Below are 20,862 nucleotides of genomic sequence, written 5' to 3' on the forward strand. Positions count from 1 at the left end.
GAGCGCATTTATTCTCCCCCAGTGCGAATGAAAGACTACCCACGACTCCGGATATGGCATCCACCTGCCGAGCCGGGCCCTTGCACCCCGCACTGTCCGTGAACCAAGGGGCGCACGAAAACCGTTGGGCCACCTTTGAGGCGAACCCGCCCGGCATTTCCCCGCACCTTCACCATGTCCGAAATCTACAAACCCTTCGGCCTCACCGGCATTCATGAAACCGATCATGCCGGTCCGACAGCCTCCCGGGTTCCTGCAAACTGGTCCAGACCATAGAACAGGGCCATAGGGCTGTCCACCCCGGAAAATAAGACACTGACTCGAATTGACTAACGGATCGTCTATGCGTTTACCCTCGCCCATGAGACGCCGATGTGAATCCTCATGAGAATGTCTCATGAGGTGAGTTTTTCGGGTTCTTGCCAGGGGTCAGTGCGGTGGCGGGCCGGGGAACGCCGGGAAATGGCTTCCTCTGCGTTCGTTGACAGCGGTGAACCGGCGGTCGGCGGGCGCCGGCTACGGCGTTGAGGGGATTCCCGGAGGCGGCCGGGCACGGAGCACCGCAGGTCCGCGCAGCACACACGGCGGCCCCCGCCCGAGGCAGGGACGCTGTTGGCGAATTCGGAGGCTGGCCCTACTTCGCCCCGTCGAGCGTGAGCTCGGCGGGGCGAAGTGCTGCGAAGTGGCTGGTGCGGGTGCGGGCCCGGGGTGTGCCGGTGAGGTGGGCGTCGATGCGGGCGAGGTTGATGGCGGCGCCGGTGAGCTGGTGCTGGAGGCTGGTCTTCGCGAGGCCGCGGTAGCGGGATCGGCGCAGACCGCAGCGCCCGACGGCTTGGGAGATGGTGCCCTCGATGCCGGCGCGGGTCTTGTAGCGGTCCTTCCATGTGTCGGTGTCCTGGTCGGCGCGGGCCTGGCGGAGGGCTTCGTGTTCCTCGCGGGGCCGCAGGGTCAGGCGCCGGCCGACGTTGGAGGTGGTGCACTGCTCGCGCACCGGGCAGGGCCGGCGGTCTCCGCCGTTGAAGCGGACCCGGATCACCGGGGTGCCCGCGGGTGAACGGTCGGGGTTCCAGCGGGTGGTGGTCTTACCGCCGGGACAGGTGACCTGCTCGTTTCCCCAGTCGATGGTGAAGTCATCGGCGGTGAAGCCGTTGTTCGCGGTGGACTGGTGGCTGACGACGCCGGCGACCGGCCCGGTGAGCGTGATGCCGTACTCCCGGCAGGCCTGCACGAGCAGATGCGCGTCGACGTATCCGGCGTCGACCAGGTGCTCGCCGGGCAAGCGGCCGTCCCGGGCGAGGCAGGCGTGCACGGTGTCGGTCATCGAGATGTCGGGAACCGTTGCCACCGTGGTGGCCACGTTCGTGATCAGATGCGGCGCGTCCGGCTCGCAGGTCTCGGTGAGGTGGACCTTGTAGCCGTCCCACAGGGTGTCGCGTTTGACGCTGCCGCGTGCCTCGGTGTCATAGGGCGTGACCAGGCGCTTCGCGCCCGGCGGCCGGTCTTTTGGGTCCCGTCGCCTCACCTCGCCGTCCACCTGCTGGAAGTACTGGACCCAGACCTGCCGCAAGGTCTCCACCTGCTCAAGCGTCCGCAGCTCTTCGGGTGCCCCGGGTGAGAAGACGGCTTCGAGCAGCCGTGTTCCGTCCGCCCCGATCCGCAGGCCCACCTCATCCCGCTTGGCGCGGGACTTGGGGAAGCGGGTGTCCTCGGCCCGCGTTGCGTAGTGGCGGAACCAGTCCGGCTCCGCCACACCTCGCAGCCAGTCGGGGGCGGCCCGGGCGATCTCGTTGAGCGCCGCCCGCAGGGTCTCGGCGACCAGCTCCAGCCAGCACACCTGGCGGGCTGCGGACTGCACATGAGTGGAGTCGGTCCTGGCTCGGCCGGCGGTCTTCAGCAGGCCCTTTTCCCCGGCCGCCGCCAGGATGCCGTCCAGCACCCGCCGCCCGGCCTCCGCCTCCACCAAGCGGTCCCGGAACTCCGAGAGCACCGAGAAATCGAAGCCCGGATCATCAAGGTCCAGTCCCAGCGCGTACTTGAAGTCGATCCTCGCCCGGACCGCCTCCGCCGCCTGCCGGTCGGTGAGCCCCTCCACGAACTGCAACACCAGCACCAGCACCAACCGGCCCGGTGACCAGGCAGGTTTCCCCCTCGTCGGGAACAGGTCCGCGAACTCGTCGTCGCCGAACAGGGGCCCAAGCCCGTCCCGAATCCGGATCGCCAGACTGCCCTTCGGGAACGCTGCCCGCGCCACCCGCACCGTCTCCGCCGGGACCTCACCCGGCCCGCTCGGCTGCATCGACATCCGCACCCACCCCAAACGACAACGTCGGCCTTCAAGACCACAACCGGGTCTTGAAGGCCGACGTCACGCGAACCCCCGAATTCGCCAACAGCGTCCAGATGGTGCCGGAGGCCGCCGCGTTTTCCCTCGTCGGGCCCGTCAGTTCATGGGCTGGACCCAGATGTTGCGGTAGCGGACCTTGTTGCCGTGGTCCTGGAGACGGACAGCGCCGGTGAAGGCGCCCTCGGCGATGGAGCCACCGGTCGGGCCGGTGATGGCCACGTCGTCATGGACCTTGACGCCGTTCCAGACCACGGTCACCCGGGCGTCCTCGGTCTTCTTGCCCGCACTGTCGTAGCGCGCGGCGCGGAAGGTGATGTCGTAGGACTGCCAGGTCTCCGGGGCCTTCGAGGCGTTGCGGTCCGCCGCCTTCTGCTGGTAGATCGCGGCGGCCTCGTTCACGGCCAGCTTCGGAACGCCGAAGGAGTCCAGGACCTGGATCTCGTAACGCTCCTGGAGGTAGACGCCGCTGTTGCCCCGGTCCTGGCCGGTCACGTTGTCCGGCAGCTTCGGCACCCGGAACTCCACGTGCAGCTTGTAGTCGCCGAAGGACTGCTTGGTGCGGATGTCACCGCAGCAGACCTCGACCGAGCCCTCCGCGGCACGCGGCCAGGCGACCGCACGGCCGTCGGTGTGCTGCCACTGCGACAGACTGCCGTCCTCGTCGAGCAGGTCGATCCGGGCGCCCGGCCGGTTGAGGTGGATCATGTCGAGGTTGACATGGCCGTCGTCGCCCTCGTCGTACCGGTAGGCGATGGTGTTGGCGCCCTTGCGGAGCGTCAGCCGCTCGGTGTGGGTGGCCCAGATGCTCCACGAGCCGGTCGGGGGCAGTGCGGTCTGGCGCACCTTCTTCCCGTTGACGTAGACGCTGATCTTCTTGGTGCCGGTGAAGGGGTGCGGGCCGTTGGCGTAGCGCAGGCCGACGTCGTACGTGCCCTTCTTGCCGGTCTCGACCTGGAAGGTGGTGGTGGCGCCGACGGTGCCGTAGCCGTCCACGAAGCCGCCGCCGGAGAAGCCCTTGTGCTCCGTGGCGATCCCGGCGCCACCGGACCGCTTGGCCTCCTCGGCCTCGTACTCGGTCGGCGTCGACCGGTCGCCGGGGATGGCGTTCAGGGTGTACCAGGCCTCGGTGCTCCACAGGGCCTGACCGTTCGCGGCGGTGAAGGGGCGCGGGGAGCGGACGTGAACCACCCGGTCGGCGCGCAGACCGGGGATCTCCAGCCGGACCTGGGTGCGGTCACGGGAGACGACGGCCTCGGAGACGGTCAGCGGCTCCTCGTCGATCTTGGGTCCGCCGTACTGGGGAGTCGGCGAGTAGCGCCACTGCCGGACCTCGTAGCTCTGGGCCAGGTTCTGGGCGATACGGTCGGCGGTGGCCGGGGAGAGCGGCTGGGTGTACTTGAGGACGAAGCCGTCGTCGGTGGCGCGCATGGAGTGGATGTCGAAGGCGCTGGTGCCGTTCGGGGTGAGCTTCTGCAGACCGAAGCGGAGCTTGCCCTCCTGGCCCCAGTTGCCCTCGGCGCCCAGGCCGCCGGCGTAGATCGCGCCGTCGGGGCCGACGCTGATCCGGTTGACTCCGGCTTCCAGTCCCTGGGTGTGGCGGAAGACCGCGCCCTGGTACTCGCCGTCGACCTTCTCCAGGCTGGCGCGCTGGAGTCCGCCGTAGGTGACGTCACCGAACAGAAGCTGCCCGGCGAAGGGACCCTTCTTCAGGGTGAGCGGAGTGCTGGGCGAGTTGGCTATCTCGTTCTGCGGCAGCCACAGCACCGGCTTGGTGACCGGCCGGTCGTCGAAGCGGCCGGAGACGGTGGCGGCGCCGTCCTTGGCCCGGGTGTAGTGGTTGAAGAAGCGGTCCTTCTTCACCTGCACCAGCTTGGAGGCGGGAAGCCAGCCGCCCTGGTTGTCGGTGACGAAGATCTCCTTGTCGGGGCCCCAGCCGATGCCGTTCGGGGTGCGCAGACCGCCCGCGAGATAGGTGACCTTGCCGGTCTTCTTGTCGATCTTGATGGTGGTACCGCGGTCCTTGACGGGCTGCGGATCGGTCGTGGCGCCGCCGTAGTCGATGGCGACGGAGAGGTTCAGATAGAAGCTGCCCTTGTCGTAGAGCAGTCCGAAGGCGAACTCGTGGAAGTTGCCGCCGTAGGGCCAGGAGGCGATCTTGCGGTAGCTGTCGGTGACCTCGTCGCGGTTGGTGTCGTTCAGCTCGGTCAGCTGGTGCTTCTCGGACACGTACAGCTTGCCGTCGACGTACTTGATGCCCATCGGCTCGCGCAGCCCGGAGGCGACCTTCTTGGCCTTCACCTTGTCGGGGCCGGTGGCGCCGGTGACATTGCTGAGGAGGTAGACCTCGCCCTCGGTGGTCTGGCTCTCGCCCCAGGTGGTGACGGCGAGCCGGCCGTCGGGCAGCCAGTCCATCGCGGACACCTTGGGCTCGAAGCCGGCCGGGCGCAGATCGGTCAGGGAGTAGTTGGGGTGGACCCCGGACAGCGGGAGCCCGTCTCCGGGGCTGTCCTGGCCGCTGACGCACTCCTTGCGGCCCGGCGCCGTCACCCGGACCACTCCGGCGTCGGTGCTCAGCACCGAGTTGGGGACGAGGGTGAAGTCACTCGCGCCCGGCGGTTTCCACTGGAGGGTGAGCTGCTGGCCGCCGCCCGCCTCGAAGTGCTCGACGCGCAGCGGGTGCAGACCGGCGGTCAGCTGGACGGTGCCGTCCTTGGGTTCGGCGGCGTGCAGTCCGTCGTGGTCGATGACCACCCGGTTGTCCAGGAGCAGTCGTGAGCCGTCGTCGCTGATCAGGCGGAAGTCGTACGACCCGTCCTGGGGGACGTTCAGATAGCCGATGGCCTGGGTCATGAAGTTGTCGGCGAGGCCGAAGTCGGCGTCGCTCGACCAGTCCACGACCGGCATCAGCTTGTCGACGTTGGGGGTCTGGCCCTCTTTGAGCTCGCAGAGCTTCTTCAGCGGCGACTGCAGGTCGAAGACCCGCAGGGTGACGCCGGGCTCCTGAGGCGGGATGTCGGCGGCGGCCCGATCCGGCCCGACGGCGGCGGCGGGCGACCAACTGCCGGCGACCAGCCCGGCGAGCACAAGTGCCGCCATGCGTCTGGGAAATCGACGGTACGGCCGTGATCTCACACTTCCTCCTGGCACAGGGGTGGACGGACGGGCGGCTGCCCGTCCCGGAGTGCGCGCAGTCGGCACCCGTTGGGGGGGGAAGGAGGTGCGGGTGCGCTCTACGCATGTCTGCGGGGGTGACCGGGCTCACGGTGGGGCCGCCGGTGCGAGCGTGAGCAGTTGTGCTGGAGCGGTGGTGCTGGAGCACTGGTGCTGGAGCGGAACGCCTTGAGGGGTGACGCGAAGACGATGAAGCGGTGACCGTTCTCAACGGTGGTGGTCCGTCAGCACCGTTGTGTCTGCTGTGGTGCGTGCGACTGACACTAAGGACTTTTCTTTACACGGTCCATACTTCGTCCACAGAGAGTTGAAAGTTTTTGGACAACGAGCGTTGGCAGGGAAGTCCGGGGACCAACCCGCGCCTGGATCGGCCGGGCCCCCGCGGGGGCCCATATCGGGTCATACGCCCCTGCCGCGGGTCGCCGGCCGGGCGCCCAGGGGCGCGGTGGGCGGCCCGTCGGCCGGATCGACGGTCTCGGCCCCGGAGCCCGTCCCGGGGGCCCTGAACCCGTCTCGACAGGTCGGCCCCTTCTGCGTCTCCCGGATGACGGGGCGGGGCGCAGCCCCCTGCCGGACAGCCGCAGTGACCCGCCTTCTTGACGCCGGGTCACCGGATCCCGGCCGTGTCCGGCAACCGGACCCGTGCCATCGGGTGTCCCAGCAGTCAACCGTCGGCAACCAAGGGGGCGTTCGCGTTGACAAGTCCACTCGCAGCGGAGGACCCGGAGCGGTTGGGTGACTACTGGGTCGCCGCGCGGCTGGGGTCCGGCGGTCAGGGGGTCGTGTACGAGGCGTACGACCGGGACGGTACGCGGGTGGCCGTGAAGGTGCTGCGCCGGGAGGCGGCTCCGTTCGCATGGGACCGGTTCGCGAAGGAGGCGGAGGCGGCCCGGAGGGTCGCGCCCTTCTGCACGGCCCGCATCCTCGGTGTGTCCGTCCCCCCGAAGGGCGTCACGGCGCCCGAGAGCACCGTGCCGTACATCGTCAGCGAGTACATACCGGGACCCGCTCTCGCGGTCCAGGTCCAGCGGGACGGGCCGCTCGGCCCGGACGCCATACTGCGGCTGGCGATCGGCACCGCTACGGCGCTCGCCGCGATCCACAGTGCCGGCGTGATCCACCGTGACCTGAAGCCCGGAAACGTACTGCTGAGTCCCGAAGGTCCACGCATCATCGACTTCGGCATCGCGCACGCCCCCGACATGTCCCTGACCGCAACGGGTGCTCTGATGGGCACGTTGGGATACATGGCGCCCGAGGTCCTGTCCGGCATGCGTGCCACCACCGCGTCCGACATCTTCGCCTGGGGCGCGGTCGTGCTCTTCGCGGCGGGTGGCGGCGAGCCCTTCCGGGGCTCCCATCTCGGTGAGGTCGCCCACCGGACCGCGTCCGTCAACCCCGACCTCGGTGCGATCCCCTCCCGGTTCCGCCCGATCATCGCAGCGGCCCTGGCCAAGGACCCCGGCCTGCGGCCCTCCGCACAGGAATTGCTCATCGGCCTGATCGGCGGGCAGAGGAAGGCCGCGGATCCTCGGCGCGCCCTGCTCGAAGCGGGCGCCCGCCGCGCAGCCTCGCCGGAGGCGGGAGACATCCCGGCCGCGGTGTCCGATGTGCCGCTGGGCGAGCGCGCGGAATCCGCTTTCACCGCGCTGCCACCGGCTCACCAACTCGCCGCCCATGAACTCCTGTTACGCCTGGTCTCCCCCGGTGACGCCGTCGACGGCTCCCAGGACTCCGTACGGACCGCGAGCCGCGACGAACTGTACGCGGGGCGCCCCGAGAGCGAGCGGCGGGCCATCGACGCGGCCGTCACCGTGCTCGCCGGGGCCGGTGTCCTGGAGGCCTCCGAAGAGGACGGTTCCGTCCGGCCCGTCAGCGCCGCGCTCCCTCCCGCATGGCAGAGGCTGCGTGACGCTGTCGATGCCGACCGGCCCCGCCTCCTGGTCCACCGGGCCGTGGGTCACGCGGCCCGGCAGTGGCACGCGCACGGCGAACGCCAGGACGATCTGCCGCACGGCACCGCTCTGCGCACCTTTCTGGACTGGCTGGCCACGGTCCCCTTCCATCTGCGGCCGAGCCCTGTGGAGATCCGCTTCCTGGAAGCTGCCCGGCAGGCATCAGCCGGCGCCGCCCGCCGCAGACATCAGCTCCTCTCGGGTGTGGCGGTGCTGACGGTCATGGCACTTGTCGCCGGGACGCTGGCATGGCTCCAGAGCCGGGAGAGCGCCCGGCGCGGCGCCGAGGCCGAACTCCGCCGCGAGCAGGCGACGTCCCGCTCCGTCGCCGCGATCGCCGACAGCCTCCGCGGCAGCAGCCCGGACACGGCCCGGCTGCTGAGTCTCGCCGCGTGGCGCACGGCGCGGACACCGGAGGCACGATCGTCGCTGAGCGCCGCGGCGATGCAGCAGGCGACGGGCGTGGTCAACGTACGCAGGACCAACTTCTCCCACGAGAACCGGGAGCAGCTCATCGACCGGGGGCGCACGTTCACCACCCACGTCAAGGACAAGACGGAGCTGTGGGATCTGACCAAGGGCCACGAGGGCGCGGCCGAACCGCGGCTCACGGTGATGGACGGCGTACCGGCGGCGGATCCGCTGTTCAGCCGTGACGGACAACTCCTACTGAAGAAGGGCGCATCCGACACGTACCAGGTCGTGTCCACCCGCGACGGGGAACCGTTCGGCGGGCCCGTTCCCCGCCGGCCCGGGTTCCAGCCGACGCAGTTGTCCAACCGGGGGCACGTACTGTTCAGCCCGGATTCCTTGCCGCACGGACGGCCCGTAGACACCTACCGGATGGTCTCGCCCGGCGGCCGTACCGTCTCCTGGACCGCCGAGAAGGACAGCTCGGTCCAGCTCTCACCGGACGGCACGCATTTCACCTCCTGCGTGGGCAGCGGACATCCTCTGAGGGTGTGGGCGATTCGCCCGGGGAAGGCCGCGCCCCGGTTCGTCTTCTCCAGTGCCCCGGCCCCGTCGGACGACTTCGGGGATACCATCACCTGCGGTACGGAGGTCACCTTCAGCACGGACGGCAGCGCGCTGGGCCTGCAGGACGAATACGGCTTCCACGTCTGGTCCACCGCCGACGGCCGCAAAAGGGCCTCGCTGTCGACGGAATCAGCGATCCTGCGCGCTCAGCTGAGTGACAGTGGCCGCTACGTTCTGACCTCCACCACCGAAGATCCGATCAGTGTGTGGGCCCTCGACGGTTCCAGCGATCCTCTCTTCCGGCTTGCCACCAGCGCCCGTACCAACGACAGCCTCGACCAGATGTCCCTGGACGAAGAGTCCAAGACGCTCACTTACCTCACCACGAACACCGCACAGGCACACCGCGTGGACCTCACAGAAGCCCTGTCGAGCAGTGCGCGGGGACCGGACGCCACGGGCTCGGCGCTGTCTGCCGACGGCCGGACCTTCGTCTACCGCGACGACAACGACCCACCCCTCCAGCACTTCGTCGACGCGCGCACGGGCAGAGAATCCGGCAGGCCGCTGCCGCACCGGCCCGGCCCCCAGGAGAGCGCGGCGACTCTGCGGAGCGCGCTGTCCCCCGACGGCCGCATGGCCGCGTTCACGGACGCCCGGCCGTCCGGCGGCAGCGTCAACCGGTCCGTGGTCGTGTGGGACCGGTACACGCGAAAGGAGCTGCTGCGCGTCCCCCTCCCGGAGTCGCACTCCGCCTTCCTCATCAACGTCTCCCGCGACAACCGGTACCTCGTCTTCAACAAGGACGTCCCGGGCCTGCCCGCCGGAGAAGGCACCACCTTGGACGTATGGGACATACGGGCCCGCAAGCTGGTACGACGTTACACACAATCCCAGTTCGGCTTCGGTCAGTTCAGTCACGACAGCCGCCGCCTGGTCACCACCGACGGCGATGTCCTCGACCTGGAGACCGGCGCCGGCCGCCGGGTCCGATTCGGCGGCGACGGAGCCAGCCACCTGGCCTTCTCACCCGACGGGGAACTCCTCGCCGTCGTACGCCCCAGCGGCTGGATCGAGCTGTGGGACAGTGAGGTCCGCCGCCCTCTGGCCCGCATGCCCAGCAGCGCCGTCCACGGCGGCACCCGCGCCGGATCCCTGATACTGAACGCCGTCTTCTCGGCCGACGGCGATCTGCTCGCCGCGACCGTCGGCAGGGAATCGGTCCAGCTGTGGGACGTCAAGGCCCGTATCGCCCTGAGCCAGCCCCTCGAAATGAGCGGCCGTACGATCGACTCCCTGGCCTTCGACGGCAGCGTGCTGCGCACCCTCAGCCTCACCGGCAGCCGCGTCCAGTCCGTCGACCTCGCACCCGACTCGCTCGAAGCCACCGTCTGCGCGAAGGCCGGCCGCGACATCAGCAGACAGGAATGGCAGACCTACATCCCGGATCTGCCCTACCGCAGCCTCTGCTGAGAGCGGTCCGCCTCCGGAGGACGGAGGACCCCGCGGCCATGGGCCGGGGCCTCCGGCGCCGCCCCGTTGTCCGTACCGGCAGTTACTCGGGTCCGGTACGGACAGTGGCCGCGTGGTCCTCACTCCCGCTTGAGGTTCCTGATCGCAGGCACCGCGAGCAGCAGTCCGACGACGACCAGGACCATCGTCGAGGAGAAGAGGAGCACCGGCGTCACGCCCACCCACAGGGCGGCCGGACCGGCCGCGAGCTGGCCCACCGGCCGCATGACGACCGAACCCGCGACATCGTAGGCGTGAACCCTGCCGAGAACGTCGGGCGGGACCCTGGTCTGAACCGCCGTGTGGAACATGACCAGCCAGAACGCGGCTCCCGCACCCCACACGGCATAACCGCCCGCGATCAGCGGTACCGACAGCTGCGACGCCACCGCCACGACGACGACCACGGTGCCGGCCTGAGCGAGGGCGCCTGCGCGCAGCGGGTACACCGGACGCAGGCGCACCGCGGCAAGGCCGCCGATCACGCTTCCGGCGCCGAACATCGCCATCACGAAGCCGAGGGTGCCCTCCCCGTACTCCAGTGTGACAAGGCTCGGGCCGAGCGTCAGAAACGGACCGTTCACGGTCGCCTGGAAGAGCATGAAGATCACGATGACGCCCCAGAGCCAGGTGCGCGACGAGAACTCCCGCCATCCCTGGACGAGGTCGCCGCGGACGGACGACTGCCGCACCGCCCGCACCATGCGCAGCCGCATGGCGAGCAGACAGGCGCAACTGATGGCGAACGTCGCGGCGTCGATCACCAGGACCACCGAGACGGACCAGAGCGCGATGAGCACTCCGGCCAGGGCGGGCCCGAGCACCGTCATCAGTGATTCGGCGACGCGGATCGCCGCGTTGGCCCTCTGGACCTCACGAGCGGTACGCGGGATGACGCTCACGTAGCCGGGCTGGAAGGCGGCCGTGGCGGTCCCGCCCAGTGCGAGCAGCAGGACGATCAGCCAGAGGTCCGGAGGGCCGACGGCGAAGGCGATCGCGAGACCGCCCTGGAACAGCAGCCGGGCGAGGTCCGCGACGACCATGACCCGGATCGGAGTGAACCGGTCGACGAGCACGCCGCCGAAGACGACGAAGAGGGCCAGGGGCGCGCCATGGGCCGCGAGTGCGTATCCCACGCCGGTGACGCCGTGCCCGGCCTGAAGTACGGCCACCGTGATCGCCGTCGGCACGAGCATCTGGTCACCGAGCACGGATATCGTCCGGGCCGTGAAGAGGAGCGTGAAGTCCCGGGACCAGAGCCGCTCCGGCAACTCGACCCTCTCGTGCGAGAGCGCCGCGATCGGGGTCTCAGCCATGACGGACGGCGTCGTACCCGACGCGATCCCCGATCTCCGGCTCACGGACCGGGCGGGCCACCCTGGGGAAGTGCGTGGACATCAGGTCCGTCCCCGGCACCCACCGCCCCGCACAGCGGCCGGCGCGCACCTGCCCGAGCGGCTCGGCCGGAGCCCCCGGCACGGGCGCGTACGGCGTGACGGGTGCGTGGACGGGCTGCCCGCACATCGGCTGTACCTCCTCATGGACTGTTCCTCCCAGCGGATCGCCACCCCACGGTACGCGTGCCGGATCGCCGTGGAGACGGACATACGGCGGTCTCCTTGCTCTCCCCGGCGGTCGGAAGGCGGTGAGTGCCCGCGGGGCTCGAACCGTCCGATGCGGGTGAAGAGGTAGCTCCGCTCCGCCGGTTCACGTGGGAGTCGGTCCGTTCCCGAACCCACGGTCAAGCGGAACGCGTCAGCTCGCGCCTGTATGTCCTTAATCTAGGCGGAGGCGGCGGCGGCCACGAAGAACGGAATCGCGATCAGCAAGCGGTCGGCCCCGGCACGGCGGCGCTGCTCGGCGAGCCACTCGTCGGCCCGGTCACGGCCGACGGCGCCGCTCGTGCAGACCGGCTCGATGAGCCTGGTGAGCAGCGGCAGCATCGCGGGGTCGGTGAAGACGCTGGTGCGGACCTCGACGGTGATGTCGTTGAAGCCGCCGTCAAGGAGCAGATTGCGGTACTGGCGGCCGGCGCGGGGCGCGCCCAGAAGGTCGGCGCGGGCGTGCACGATCGTACGGGTGAGCGCCGCGTCGTCCGAGTCGATCATGATGGCGTCCCAGTCCTGCCCGACCAGGACGATCCTGCCTCCCGGGTACAGAACGCGCCGGGCCTCCGCCACCGCGCGCCCCGGCTCCCGGAGTAGGTGGAGGACCTTGTCGGCACGGTAGCCGTGCACGCTCGCGTCGGCGAACGGCAGATCCTCCGCCCCCGCCTCCCGGAACTCGGCCGCCGGCCACCGTTCCCGGGCCGCGGCCAGCATCCACGGGTCGGGATCCACGCCCACCGCGTGGACACCGCGTTCGGCCAGGTCGGCGACGGCGCGTCCGGCGCCGCAGCCGATGTCCACGACGGTCGAGCCGGGGACGAGCGACAGCAGTTCGTAGGAGCGGGACCGCAGCAGGCCGGCGCTCGGGATCCGGTCCGCCGCGTCGAGTACGGCCAGCAGGGCTTCGGTGTCGCGGTGTGTTCCCACCGCTTCCTGGTTCTTGGACATGGACGCCAGACTGCGACTTAATGTCGACATGAAGTCAAGCGGAGAAGCCGGTGCGGACGCAATGAGCATCGGCGCCCTCGCGGCACGGTTCGGACTGGCCACGCACGTCCTGCGGCACTGGGAGTCGATGGGCCTGCTCCACCCCGTACGGGACGCGGGCGGACGGCGTCGCTACGGTGCGGACGACCTCACCCGTGTGGCGACGATCCTCGTCTTCAAGAAGGCCGGCCTCGGCCTGGACACCATCAGAAGCCTGTCCGCCACCGTCGACCACACCACCCGGCAGGGGATCCTTCGTGCCGAGGCCGAGGAGCTCCGATCGAGAATCGCCGCGGCCCGGGCCTCACTGGAACTCATCGAGGGCGGCCTGAACTGCGCGTACGAGGACGTCACCCAGTGCCCGGATTACCAGCGGCTCATCACCGAGCAGGTCGGCTCCCCGGTGCCGCCCCACGGGCGGACGTGAGGCGGGCAGCCGCCTGCCGCGCGGGAGACCGAGCACGCCCCGGACGGGGCGAGGAACCCCCGGAAGTAACCATGGGTCAGGCCGGGGGTGCGGTCTCCGGCAGGTGATCGGCGCAATCGCTGAACTGCGGAACACCACAGGGCAGTGGCGGGAGTTGCCTGACGGCTTCGGCCCGTGCCGGACCGGGGCACCGGTTGTGTTCGGTCGACGGCATCCGGGAAACGCCACTCCCGCACGCCGGGGTCTCAACGAGCCCCCTCTGAGGCGACAGTGACCTCATTGCCCTGCAAGGCCCGTCCTGAACGCCGGCCACCGACGGCCACCGACGGCCGGCGTACGGCGGCCCCTGACCACCTGGCCACCTACCCCTGGGGCGGCAATTCCTCCAGCGGGGCGACCGTGCGCCCACCGCGTATGACGGGCAGCCCGCTCACCATCCGATCGATCAGGGTCTCGTAGCGCAGGCCGGCATCCGCCAGACAGAGATCATCGCCGGGGGAATCGCCTTCGCAGAGGAGGACTTCGGGAACCAGAAGGTCGGCCAGGCGGGCGAGGGGCGCCGGATCCTCGGCTGCGAGGCCGCTGTCTTCGAGGTCGAGATACCCGGGCACCAGGGCCCGCCCGCGCAGGCGCCCGGCGATCCCGGGAAGGAACTCGTCCCACATGATCGCCAGCGTCGCACGCACATCGCCGAGGACCTCGACGTGTTGATCCGTGGAGTTGCCGAGGAAGGTCTCGACCTCGATGTCGCCCTGTACCAGGAGGTGCGAGCTGCCGCTGAGGACGAGATTGGCGACTGTCAGATCGCCGAGCACGATCAGCGCCGGGCTGCCGTACTCCAGGTTGAGAACGTTGCCGTCGACATGAAGGTCGCCGTCGATGACATAGCCGGTGACCGCGCCGTCGATTCCCTCGTACTCGGGTCGGCCACCGGCCTTGATCCAGGGGTTCTGGTGCCGGTACTGATGGTCGTCCAGCCAGAGCGAGCCGGGAAGCGCCGCAGGGCCCGGGTGCAGAATGTACTCCTCCTCTTCGAGATTGCCGTAGGTCTCCTGCGGGAAGCCCCGTCGCTCGAAGAGAGCAGCCGTCTCCGCCCATGTCCGGTAGATCGTCTCCATGGACGGCACAGTAGACGCCCGCACCGACAGCTCCGTACCGGGCCGCCATGGAGGAGAAGCTCCGGCGGTGAATCCAGGCGGTGGCGGGGGCACCGACGCCCCCGGCCGGGCGGTCGGGGGCCGGTTCCGTCACTGGCGTACGGCGATCCCTGACGCGCTCCCCCACAGGAGGGCCAGGGCAGCCGTCCTGGCCGGCGGAGGTCGGGGGCGCCCGGGGGGAGGGCGGCGCCCCGGATCGGATCACCGAACCGCTGCGGTGACGGCCGGTCCTCGCCTCCTGATTCGCCGTCACCTCAGGAACTGGTTGGAGGCAGGTTCTGGAGCCCCATCCTCCGGTAGACCGTTTCGGGCGGCTCCACCGAGATCCGCCAAGCCAGGTCTTCGAAGTACGCCATGCTGGTGTATCTGTGCAGTTGCCGTTCCAGATACACATAGGGTGCCAATATCGACCAGGCGCGAGCGACGCTTCTCCCGTAGGACCCGATGATCAGCGACTCTTCGGTGATCCCGTGAGCGACGAGCTTTCCCAGATCGTTGCAGAAGAGCCCTACGCGCAATACATGCTTCCTCGATTCGACCGGAAGCAGCGAAATCGCCAGAGGCTGTGGGTGCTCGTCGGTCAGACGGTTCAGAACCTAGTCGACGGCAGCCAGGTAGTCCTCGTCCCGCACTTCCCGGAAGGCTTCCAGGACCATCGACAACACGTTCGCCCTCTTGGCGGACACCAGCTGCCTCAGGGCCAGACCGGTGGAGATCGCGAGCGCTGCCACCGAAACCAGCAGTGTCACCAGGCCAAGGACCACGACAGACCCCTTCCGTCCTCAGTGATGACTGAGACATCGTGCCGCCGCGCTCTCTGCTGCTGATGGGCCTCGGACGTCGGACGCGAGGGAGCACGTCGGGTTCCCCTTCCCCTCAGCGCCAGGATTGAACGCCCAGGACCCTCCTTCACGGGCTCCGGCCCGGGGAACGGGGCCGGAATCGGCTCAGCGCCGCAAGGCCCGCTTCTGGAGCGATTCCAGCGGACCGGACCGGAAGCGCCGGAGCCACAGTGCCGAACCGGCCATCAGCACGGCGCACACCGCCGCCCACATACCCATGACCCACCAGGGTTGCCATGAGTCACCGAGCCGATGCGCGAGCCCGAGGCCGAGGCCGTACGCGAGGAACATGCACAGCACGTTCTGGAGGACGTAGCCCGAGAGGGCGGTCCTGCCGACGGCGGAGAGGCCGTTGAGCAGCGGGCCCGGAGTCCGTATCCGGTCCACCAGTGTGCCGATCAGCCCGATGTAGCCGAGCGCCATCAGCGGGCCCGCGGCGTACCGGTCCAGGAGGAACAGGTCCGCGTCCGCCAGCGATGTGACCAGGCTGAGCGGGAGTCCGAGGCCCAGGCCCCACACGAGCAGATGTGCGCGGATGCGGCGGCCGGCCCCGTCGGAGCCGAAGGCGCCCGCGCGGAAGAGCCGAACGCCCAGCAGGAACAGGAAGACGAGAAGGGGCAGTGTCAACAGCGGCTCCATACGGAAGGCCGGCGCGTGCTCCAGCCGGAACGCGACCTGTTCGAGGTAGCCGCCGTGCGCGTACAGGTCGGTCTCCTGTCGCGAGACCGGATCGCCGTTACCCGCTTCGTACACCGTCAGGGCGACCGTCAGCAGACAGATCACCGTGAGATGCAGCCCTGCCGCCCACCACATCACCCTGCGCCGTGCCGTGGGCGAGCGGGTCAGCAGCCACGCCACGAACAGCGCGGTGACCGCGTACCCCATCAGAACGTCCCAGGCGAACACGAGGAGGAAGTGCACGGTCCCCTCCGCGAACAGGAACAGGGCCCGCCACCGGTAGCGTCCCGGCCAGGGTTCGCCGCGGCGGGCGGCCGATTCGTACTGGATGGCGAGCCCCACACCGAACAGGATGGTCAGCAGTGACAGGAACTTGCCGTTCGCCAGCATTCTCATGGCACTCCCGACGGCGTCCGGGAGTGAGGCGAAGGACGCCTCGGCCATGCCTCCGTTCAGAACGCCCCATTCCGACCCCGGGCTCGTGAAGACCCAGACGTTCGTCATCAGGGTCCCCAGAATCGCCGCCCCACGCAGTACGTCGAGCAGCGGGAGACGGGCGGACTTGCCAGACGTCCCGACGGGCGGGGAGATGGTTTCGGTCATACGTTCATCGTCCCGGCGCATCCGTCCGTGTACGTCATGACCACAGACGAACAGCCGCTCCGTCGAACGATGTACCAGCCGGTGAGCAGGGCTCCCGCTTGCGTACGACCGGCCCGTCACCGAGTGTGAACAACCGGGCACAAGTCCCCCGGCTGCCCCGGCCCCCGGCCGTCGGCCCGAGTCGCTTCGCCCGCGCGAGGACGCCGCCGAGGCCCATCTCCGGGGCCGGGACCACGAGTCCGGTCGCACACCGCAGCCGTGCGGCTACGTACCGGAATCGACCGACAACGCCCACCGGCCACATGACCGCCGAAGATGAGGGCAGGGGAGGCAGCACCGGGACGAACCCACGCATGAGGCCCCTACCGTCAGAGCAGCGACGCACCCGTGGGTGCGCCCCTGGTCGACATTCCGGCTCCGGACGGACCTCGTACAGTCCGCGCTATCCGCCGTACTCCCGGGCATCTTCGGCGGCCGGCCCTTCCGCCCGGATCTTCGGTAACCGCGAGGTGATCGCGCCTTCGTTGCGGCCGAACTCCTGCGACAACTCGGGCATGGAAGCATCTTGGGTGCAGCGCTGGGCGAGCCGCTGTTCGTCCTGGGATTTCCAGGGTTTGTACGCGTTGGGGTACAGGCGCCGCTTCGCCTCCACGGTGTACGCCTTCGGTACTTCGGGCTCAGCCGGGTCGCTGGGACGGGGCGCGAGCCTGAGACCGTACAGCTTCCAGCGGATGGACTCTTCGCTGCGCCCGAGTTCTACGGCGAGTTGCTTCGGGCTCTTGCCTGCCCGGTGATGTGCTGTGAGGTAGTCGACGGCTTCGGGGGACCATGCCCGGCCGGGACGGGTGGCTTTGCCCAAAGCCGGGGAAACGCAGTCCGGCGAAGCGGCGGCAGAGGCGGTCTCCCCAGCGGAAGTGAGGAGACGGCTGATCTCGCTGAGGTCGCATGTGTCCATCTCCCCGGTCAGCTCGCCGTGGACGACTCCGTCGGCGTCGCAGACGACGACCGTGATGTCCGCACGGCCATCTGCCAGGACATCGGCGTGCAGCAGGTAGCGGCGGCGGGAATTGCCGGTCTCCAGCCTCACGGTCGTCGCGTCCCGCTCTGCGGCGGTGGCCGTACGCGCGCGGTGGCGGGCCGGAGACAGTAACTCGTGGACATGCCGGGTAGCCGCGAATGAGCCGCCGTCGTCGAGCCGGTAGCTCGTCCGGCTCGCTTCCCCATCGCATGCCGCGTAGCGAACCTCGACCCGCTGGCCGTCGAACGGACCAGGGGCCTGGCCCGGTGCGGTGTGCGGGAGGGTCAGAACCCCGCGCCCCGGCCGGGCATCGTGGACGACGGCGTCCGGATCTCCGTGCCAGGTGCCACGGGCATCACGGAAAGCGTAGATCAGCACAACGAGCCGCCCTTCATCCGCTTGAGACGTCAGTACATGATGGCTTGGCCAACAGCAGCGCGGCCCCCGGTTGGCGAACTCCGCGGCCGTACCCGCCTCTCGCCCGGCCAGGGCGGCGACGTGGCCACACCGGTCGGCGCCGAAGCCGTCCCGGGCGAGAGCGCCCGTGGTGCCCGGCTCCGTGTGCACGGACGTCCAGGTGGCGGAGACGGATGTGCGTGGACCGTCACGGACAGACCCGTCACCCTGGGCTCGGCCGTCCGGGCACGCGTGAAGAATTCACGGCACCGGTCGTCACGGGGAATACTGCTGCGGAGGTGACGGTGATGCTGGTGAGCGAGTTCACTACGGAGGGGGTGAGCCCGCCCGAGCGGTTCTCCTGCTTCGTGGAGACCGCCAACCGCTGGCATGTTCCCAACGCCTTCCGCAGCGACCGGGCGTGCGATTTCCGGGCGGGCATGCGGACCCTGGACCTCGGCGCCTTCCATATGACCTGCCTGTCCTTCCGGCACCTGGAGATCGACCGGACCACCCGGCACATCCGGCGCGGCGACACGGAAGCCCTCCAGTTCCACGTCCTGCTCCAAGGCTCCGGTTCCTTTGCCCAGAACGGCGTCGAAACGCCCATGAGACCGCGGCAACTGGTCATCGCCGACACCTCCCGCCCCTCCCGCGGTGTCATCACCGCCGCGAACGGCACGCCCTGCTCCCTGGTCGTGTCCGTCCCCCACCGGCTGCTGCCCCTTCCGCCGAGGACGCTCAGGGAACTGACCGCCGCGGCCATCCCGCTCGACAGCGGTGTCGGCGCCGTCACCGCACGCTGGCTGAGCGAACTTTCCACCCGCTCCCCTCAGTTCCGGCCGGCCGATGTACCCGCCCTGGCCGAAGGCACCGTCGAACTGCTCACCGCCCTGCTGCACCGCCACACCGCCGACCCCGGCGCCCGTCCCCAGGCACTGCCGGCGGAGATCCACGACTTCATCCGGCGCCACCTTCACGACCCCGCACTCACCCCCGCGGTCATTGCCGCCGCCCACCACATCTCCACCGCACACCTCCACCGGCTCTTCCGTCACCAGGAGCTGACCGTCGCCGCGTCGATCCAGACCCAGCGCCTCGAACGCCTCCGCCGCGATCTGGCCGACCCCCGCCTGCGGGCGTACACGATCACCGCGCTCGCCGCCCGGAGCGGGTTCACCAGCGCCACCCATGCAGGCCGCCTCTTCCGCCGGGCCTACGGCACCCCGCCCAGCGACTACCGAAGGCGCACACTGCCCCGCTGAACCCCCGGAGCACCGGCGACGGCCGGATCGGAGAACCGGATCAGAGAACCGGCCGTCCGGCGGCCCCGGCCACCGCCCACACCGCCCACACCCGCGCGCGACCAGGTGCCCGCCGCCGGGCGTCCCGAACCGCGGAACGGGGCGTGATATCCCGGCACCCGGCCGAGTCCGCCGTGACGGGCCATACGCTGGCGCGCATGTCGACGCGAGAGCCGGAACCCGGCCTGAGGGAACGTACAGCCGACTGGGTCGCGGAGGGGCCTGAGGGCATCTCCACCGCGCCGGTCCGCGTACCGGGCGGCTGGTGTGTGCTCAACGGCGACGGCGAGGCGCTGTGCCTCGACGACGAACTGGCGGTGCTCGCCCGGTTCCCGGCACCGGACGGGGTCGGTCTGTCGCTGCCCGGGCGGCACGCGGCGGTGAGCGCGGATCGCCGGTGGGCGGCGTTCGCCGGTGACGGGCAGATCGCCGTCGTCGACGCCGGCGGCCGGACCGTCTGGCGCACGCTCCACCCCGACCTGCTCGGAGCCGGCGGGGTCCGGTTGCCTGGCGCCGTCGCGTTCCCGCCCGGGGACGGCCACCTCCTGGCGTTCGTACCGGTGTCGGGCGGCGGGGAGGAAGGGAGCGGCGCCGGGCGGCTCGAACGGTGGGTGGTCGAGCTCCCCTCCGGGCTCGTGCGTTCCCGTACCGCCACCGGGTACCGCGAACGGGAGGGCCGGATCCGGCCCGACGGTCAGGGATCCGGCGAAGCGGACCTGGTACGCGAGGGGTGCCCGGCCGACGGCCCGGCCGGGCACCTGGTGCTGGACGCCCGGACGCTGGAGCCGGCGGCGCGGGTGCACTACCCCGATCCCCGCCACTCGCCCCGGACGGCCGGCATCGTGGGCGGCGGGGACGGCACCTGGGTGACCTGGGCGAAGGACCAGCCGCTGCAGCGCTGGCGGCTGCTGCCGGAGCGTATGGCCGAACTGAGCGGCGAGGCACCCGTGGAGACGGTGGACGCGCCGGTCCGGCTTCCGTACGGCTGGTCCGCCGTGGCCACCGACGGAGCGGCCGTGCTGCTCGGGGAGGATCTCCGGCTCCTCGCACGGTTCCCGGCGCCCGGGCCGTCGCCGGTCCTGCGCGCGGCGGTGAGCCGGGATCTGCGGTGGGCGGCGTTCGCCGGACTCGGGTACATGGCCGCGGTCGACGCCGACGGCCGGACCGTGTGGCAGGTGCGCCACCCCGACCTGATGGACTGTGTCTTCACTCCGCTGCCGGGAGAAGTGGTGTTCCCGCCCGAGGACGCTCATCTGTGGGCGTTCGTACCGGTCCTGGGCGACAACGACGAAGAGGACGGCGCCGGGTACCTCGAACGCCGGGTGATCGAGCTCGCCACCGGACGGGTGCTGTCCGTATCGCCGGAGACCTCGTACTTCGAACGCGCGCTGCGGATTCATCCCGACGGCCGCACGTTCGGGGAGACCGCCTTCGACGCCGACGGCGAACACGGCGCCTGGGTGCGATGGACCGGGGAAGGCACGGCCTCGCTGCTGGGAAGGGTGTACGCCACTCCGCAGGACGTTCATCCCGATCGGCTCCACTGGCTCGCCTCCGGGGGCACGGGGCCCGTTCTGGGACGCTTCGACAGCGCGGACACCGTCGAGTACTGGGACGAGTGGTACGAGTACGAGGACACCTGCTTCGCCTCGGACCGCGACATCCTCGTCCGGCGTACGGCCGGCGAGCGGGTCGAGCATGTGCTGGTGGCGATGTCGGACATCAAGGCCGTCGCCGCGGCGGTGCGCTATCCCGGCGCTGACGGTGCGCCGGGAACCGGCACCGTCGTCGGCGGGAACGACGGTACGTGGGTGACCTGCGAGGACGGCCGGCCCCTGCGCCGGTGGCGGCTCCGCGACCAACGGCCGTGATCATCCGATCCG

Annotated in this window: 12 protein-coding genes; 4 read left to right on the plus strand and 8 right to left on the minus strand. The window is 70.0% G+C overall.

Annotated elements, in window-relative coordinates; genetic code table 11:
- Nucleotides 1–634 precede the first annotated feature (634 nt).
- The gene (locus ACIBCM_RS06855) at nucleotides 635–2,302 is read right to left on the minus strand and encodes an IS1182 family transposase (RefSeq protein WP_399240892.1); all 1,668 of its coding nucleotides are present in this window, start codon (nucleotides 2,300–2,302) and stop codon (nucleotides 635–637) included.
- A gap of 138 nt (nucleotides 2,303–2,440) precedes the next feature.
- Nucleotides 2,441–5,476, minus strand: coding sequence for a family 16 glycoside hydrolase (locus ACIBCM_RS06860; protein WP_399240893.1), 3,036 nt, complete (start codon nucleotides 5,474–5,476; stop codon nucleotides 2,441–2,443).
- Between the two features lie 734 nt (nucleotides 5,477–6,210).
- Between ACIBCM_RS06860 and ACIBCM_RS06865 the strand changes: the two genes are divergently transcribed.
- The gene (locus ACIBCM_RS06865) at nucleotides 6,211–9,921 is read left to right on the plus strand and encodes a protein kinase (RefSeq protein ID WP_399240894.1); all 3,711 of its coding nucleotides are present in this window, start codon (nucleotides 6,211–6,213) and stop codon (nucleotides 9,919–9,921) included.
- Nucleotides 9,922–10,040: 119 nt separating this feature from the next.
- On the opposite strand, the gene ACIBCM_RS06870 is transcribed toward ACIBCM_RS06865, so the two are convergent.
- Nucleotides 10,041–11,276, minus strand: a complete 1,236-nt coding sequence (locus ACIBCM_RS06870) for an MFS transporter (protein WP_399240895.1) — start codon at nucleotides 11,274–11,276, stop codon at nucleotides 10,041–10,043.
- A 465-nt stretch (nucleotides 11,277–11,741) separates the two neighbouring features.
- Nucleotides 11,742–12,515, minus strand: coding sequence for a methyltransferase domain-containing protein (locus ACIBCM_RS06875; RefSeq protein WP_399241266.1), 774 nt, complete (start codon nucleotides 12,513–12,515; stop codon nucleotides 11,742–11,744).
- A gap of 28 nt (nucleotides 12,516–12,543) precedes the next feature.
- On the opposite strand from ACIBCM_RS06875, the gene ACIBCM_RS06880 reads away from it, so the two are divergent.
- A complete protein-coding gene (locus ACIBCM_RS06880; RefSeq protein WP_399240896.1) occupies nucleotides 12,544–12,981 on the plus strand; it encodes a MerR family transcriptional regulator in 438 nt (145 codons plus the stop codon).
- 362 nt (nucleotides 12,982–13,343) lie between these two features.
- Here the strand turns inward: ACIBCM_RS06880 and ACIBCM_RS06885 are convergent, their stop codons facing one another.
- From ACIBCM_RS06885 to ACIBCM_RS06900, 4 genes are all read right to left on the minus strand, one after another.
- Entirely contained in the window at nucleotides 13,344–14,099 is a 756-nt protein-coding gene (locus tag ACIBCM_RS06885; RefSeq protein ID WP_399240897.1) for a hypothetical protein, read from the minus strand.
- Nucleotides 14,100–14,734: 635 nt separating this feature from the next.
- Nucleotides 14,735–14,902 (minus strand): hypothetical protein, encoded by a 168-nt coding sequence (locus ACIBCM_RS06890; RefSeq protein ID WP_399240898.1) that lies wholly within the window; start codon nucleotides 14,900–14,902, stop codon nucleotides 14,735–14,737.
- Nucleotides 14,903–15,085: 183 nt separating this feature from the next.
- Nucleotides 15,086–16,261, minus strand: a complete 1,176-nt coding sequence (locus ACIBCM_RS06895) for a DUF418 domain-containing protein (RefSeq protein WP_399240899.1) — start codon at nucleotides 16,259–16,261, stop codon at nucleotides 15,086–15,088.
- Nucleotides 16,262–16,703: 442 nt separating this feature from the next.
- On the minus strand, nucleotides 16,704–17,657 hold the full coding sequence (locus ACIBCM_RS06900; protein WP_399240900.1) for a hypothetical protein: 954 nt from the start codon (nucleotides 17,655–17,657) through the stop codon (nucleotides 16,704–16,706).
- Between the two features lie 332 nt (nucleotides 17,658–17,989).
- Between ACIBCM_RS06900 and ACIBCM_RS06905 the strand changes: the two genes are divergently transcribed.
- Both ACIBCM_RS06905 and ACIBCM_RS06910 read left to right on the plus strand, forming a co-directional pair.
- Entirely contained in the window at nucleotides 17,990–18,940 is a 951-nt protein-coding gene (locus ACIBCM_RS06905; RefSeq protein WP_399240901.1) for a helix-turn-helix domain-containing protein, read from the plus strand.
- 197 nt (nucleotides 18,941–19,137) lie between these two features.
- On the plus strand, nucleotides 19,138–20,850 hold the full coding sequence (locus ACIBCM_RS06910) for a hypothetical protein (RefSeq protein ID WP_399240902.1): 1,713 nt from the start codon (nucleotides 19,138–19,140) through the stop codon (nucleotides 20,848–20,850).
- The last annotated feature ends 12 nt before the right edge of the window (nucleotides 20,851–20,862 follow it).

Origin of the sequence: Streptomyces sp. NPDC051018 (assembly GCF_044456085.1) — a bacterium.
Classification (GTDB): Bacteria; Actinomycetota; Actinomycetes; order Streptomycetales; family Streptomycetaceae; genus Streptomyces.

Bases quoted from the DNA above. Each gene is read 5' to 3' on its own strand.
- ACIBCM_RS06855 (WP_399240892.1), bottom strand. From the start codon at position 2,302: ATGTCGATGCAGCCGAGCGGGCCGGGTGAGGTCCCGGCGGAGACGGTG.
- ACIBCM_RS06870 (WP_399240895.1), bottom strand. From the start codon at position 11,276: ATGGCTGAGACCCCGATCGCGGCGCTCTCGCACGAGAGGGTCGAGTTG.
- ACIBCM_RS06875 (WP_399241266.1), bottom strand. From the start codon at position 12,515: ATGTCCAAGAACCAGGAAGCGGTGGGAACACACCGCGACACCGAAGCC.
- ACIBCM_RS06880 (WP_399240896.1), top strand. From the start codon at position 12,544: ATGAAGTCAAGCGGAGAAGCCGGTGCGGACGCAATGAGCATCGGCGCC.
- ACIBCM_RS06885 (WP_399240897.1), bottom strand. From the start codon at position 14,099: ATGGAGACGATCTACCGGACATGGGCGGAGACGGCTGCTCTCTTCGAG.
- ACIBCM_RS06895 (WP_399240899.1), bottom strand. From the start codon at position 16,261: ATGACCGAAACCATCTCCCCGCCCGTCGGGACGTCTGGCAAGTCCGCC.
- ACIBCM_RS06910 (WP_399240902.1), top strand. From the start codon at position 19,138: ATGTCGACGCGAGAGCCGGAACCCGGCCTGAGGGAACGTACAGCCGAC.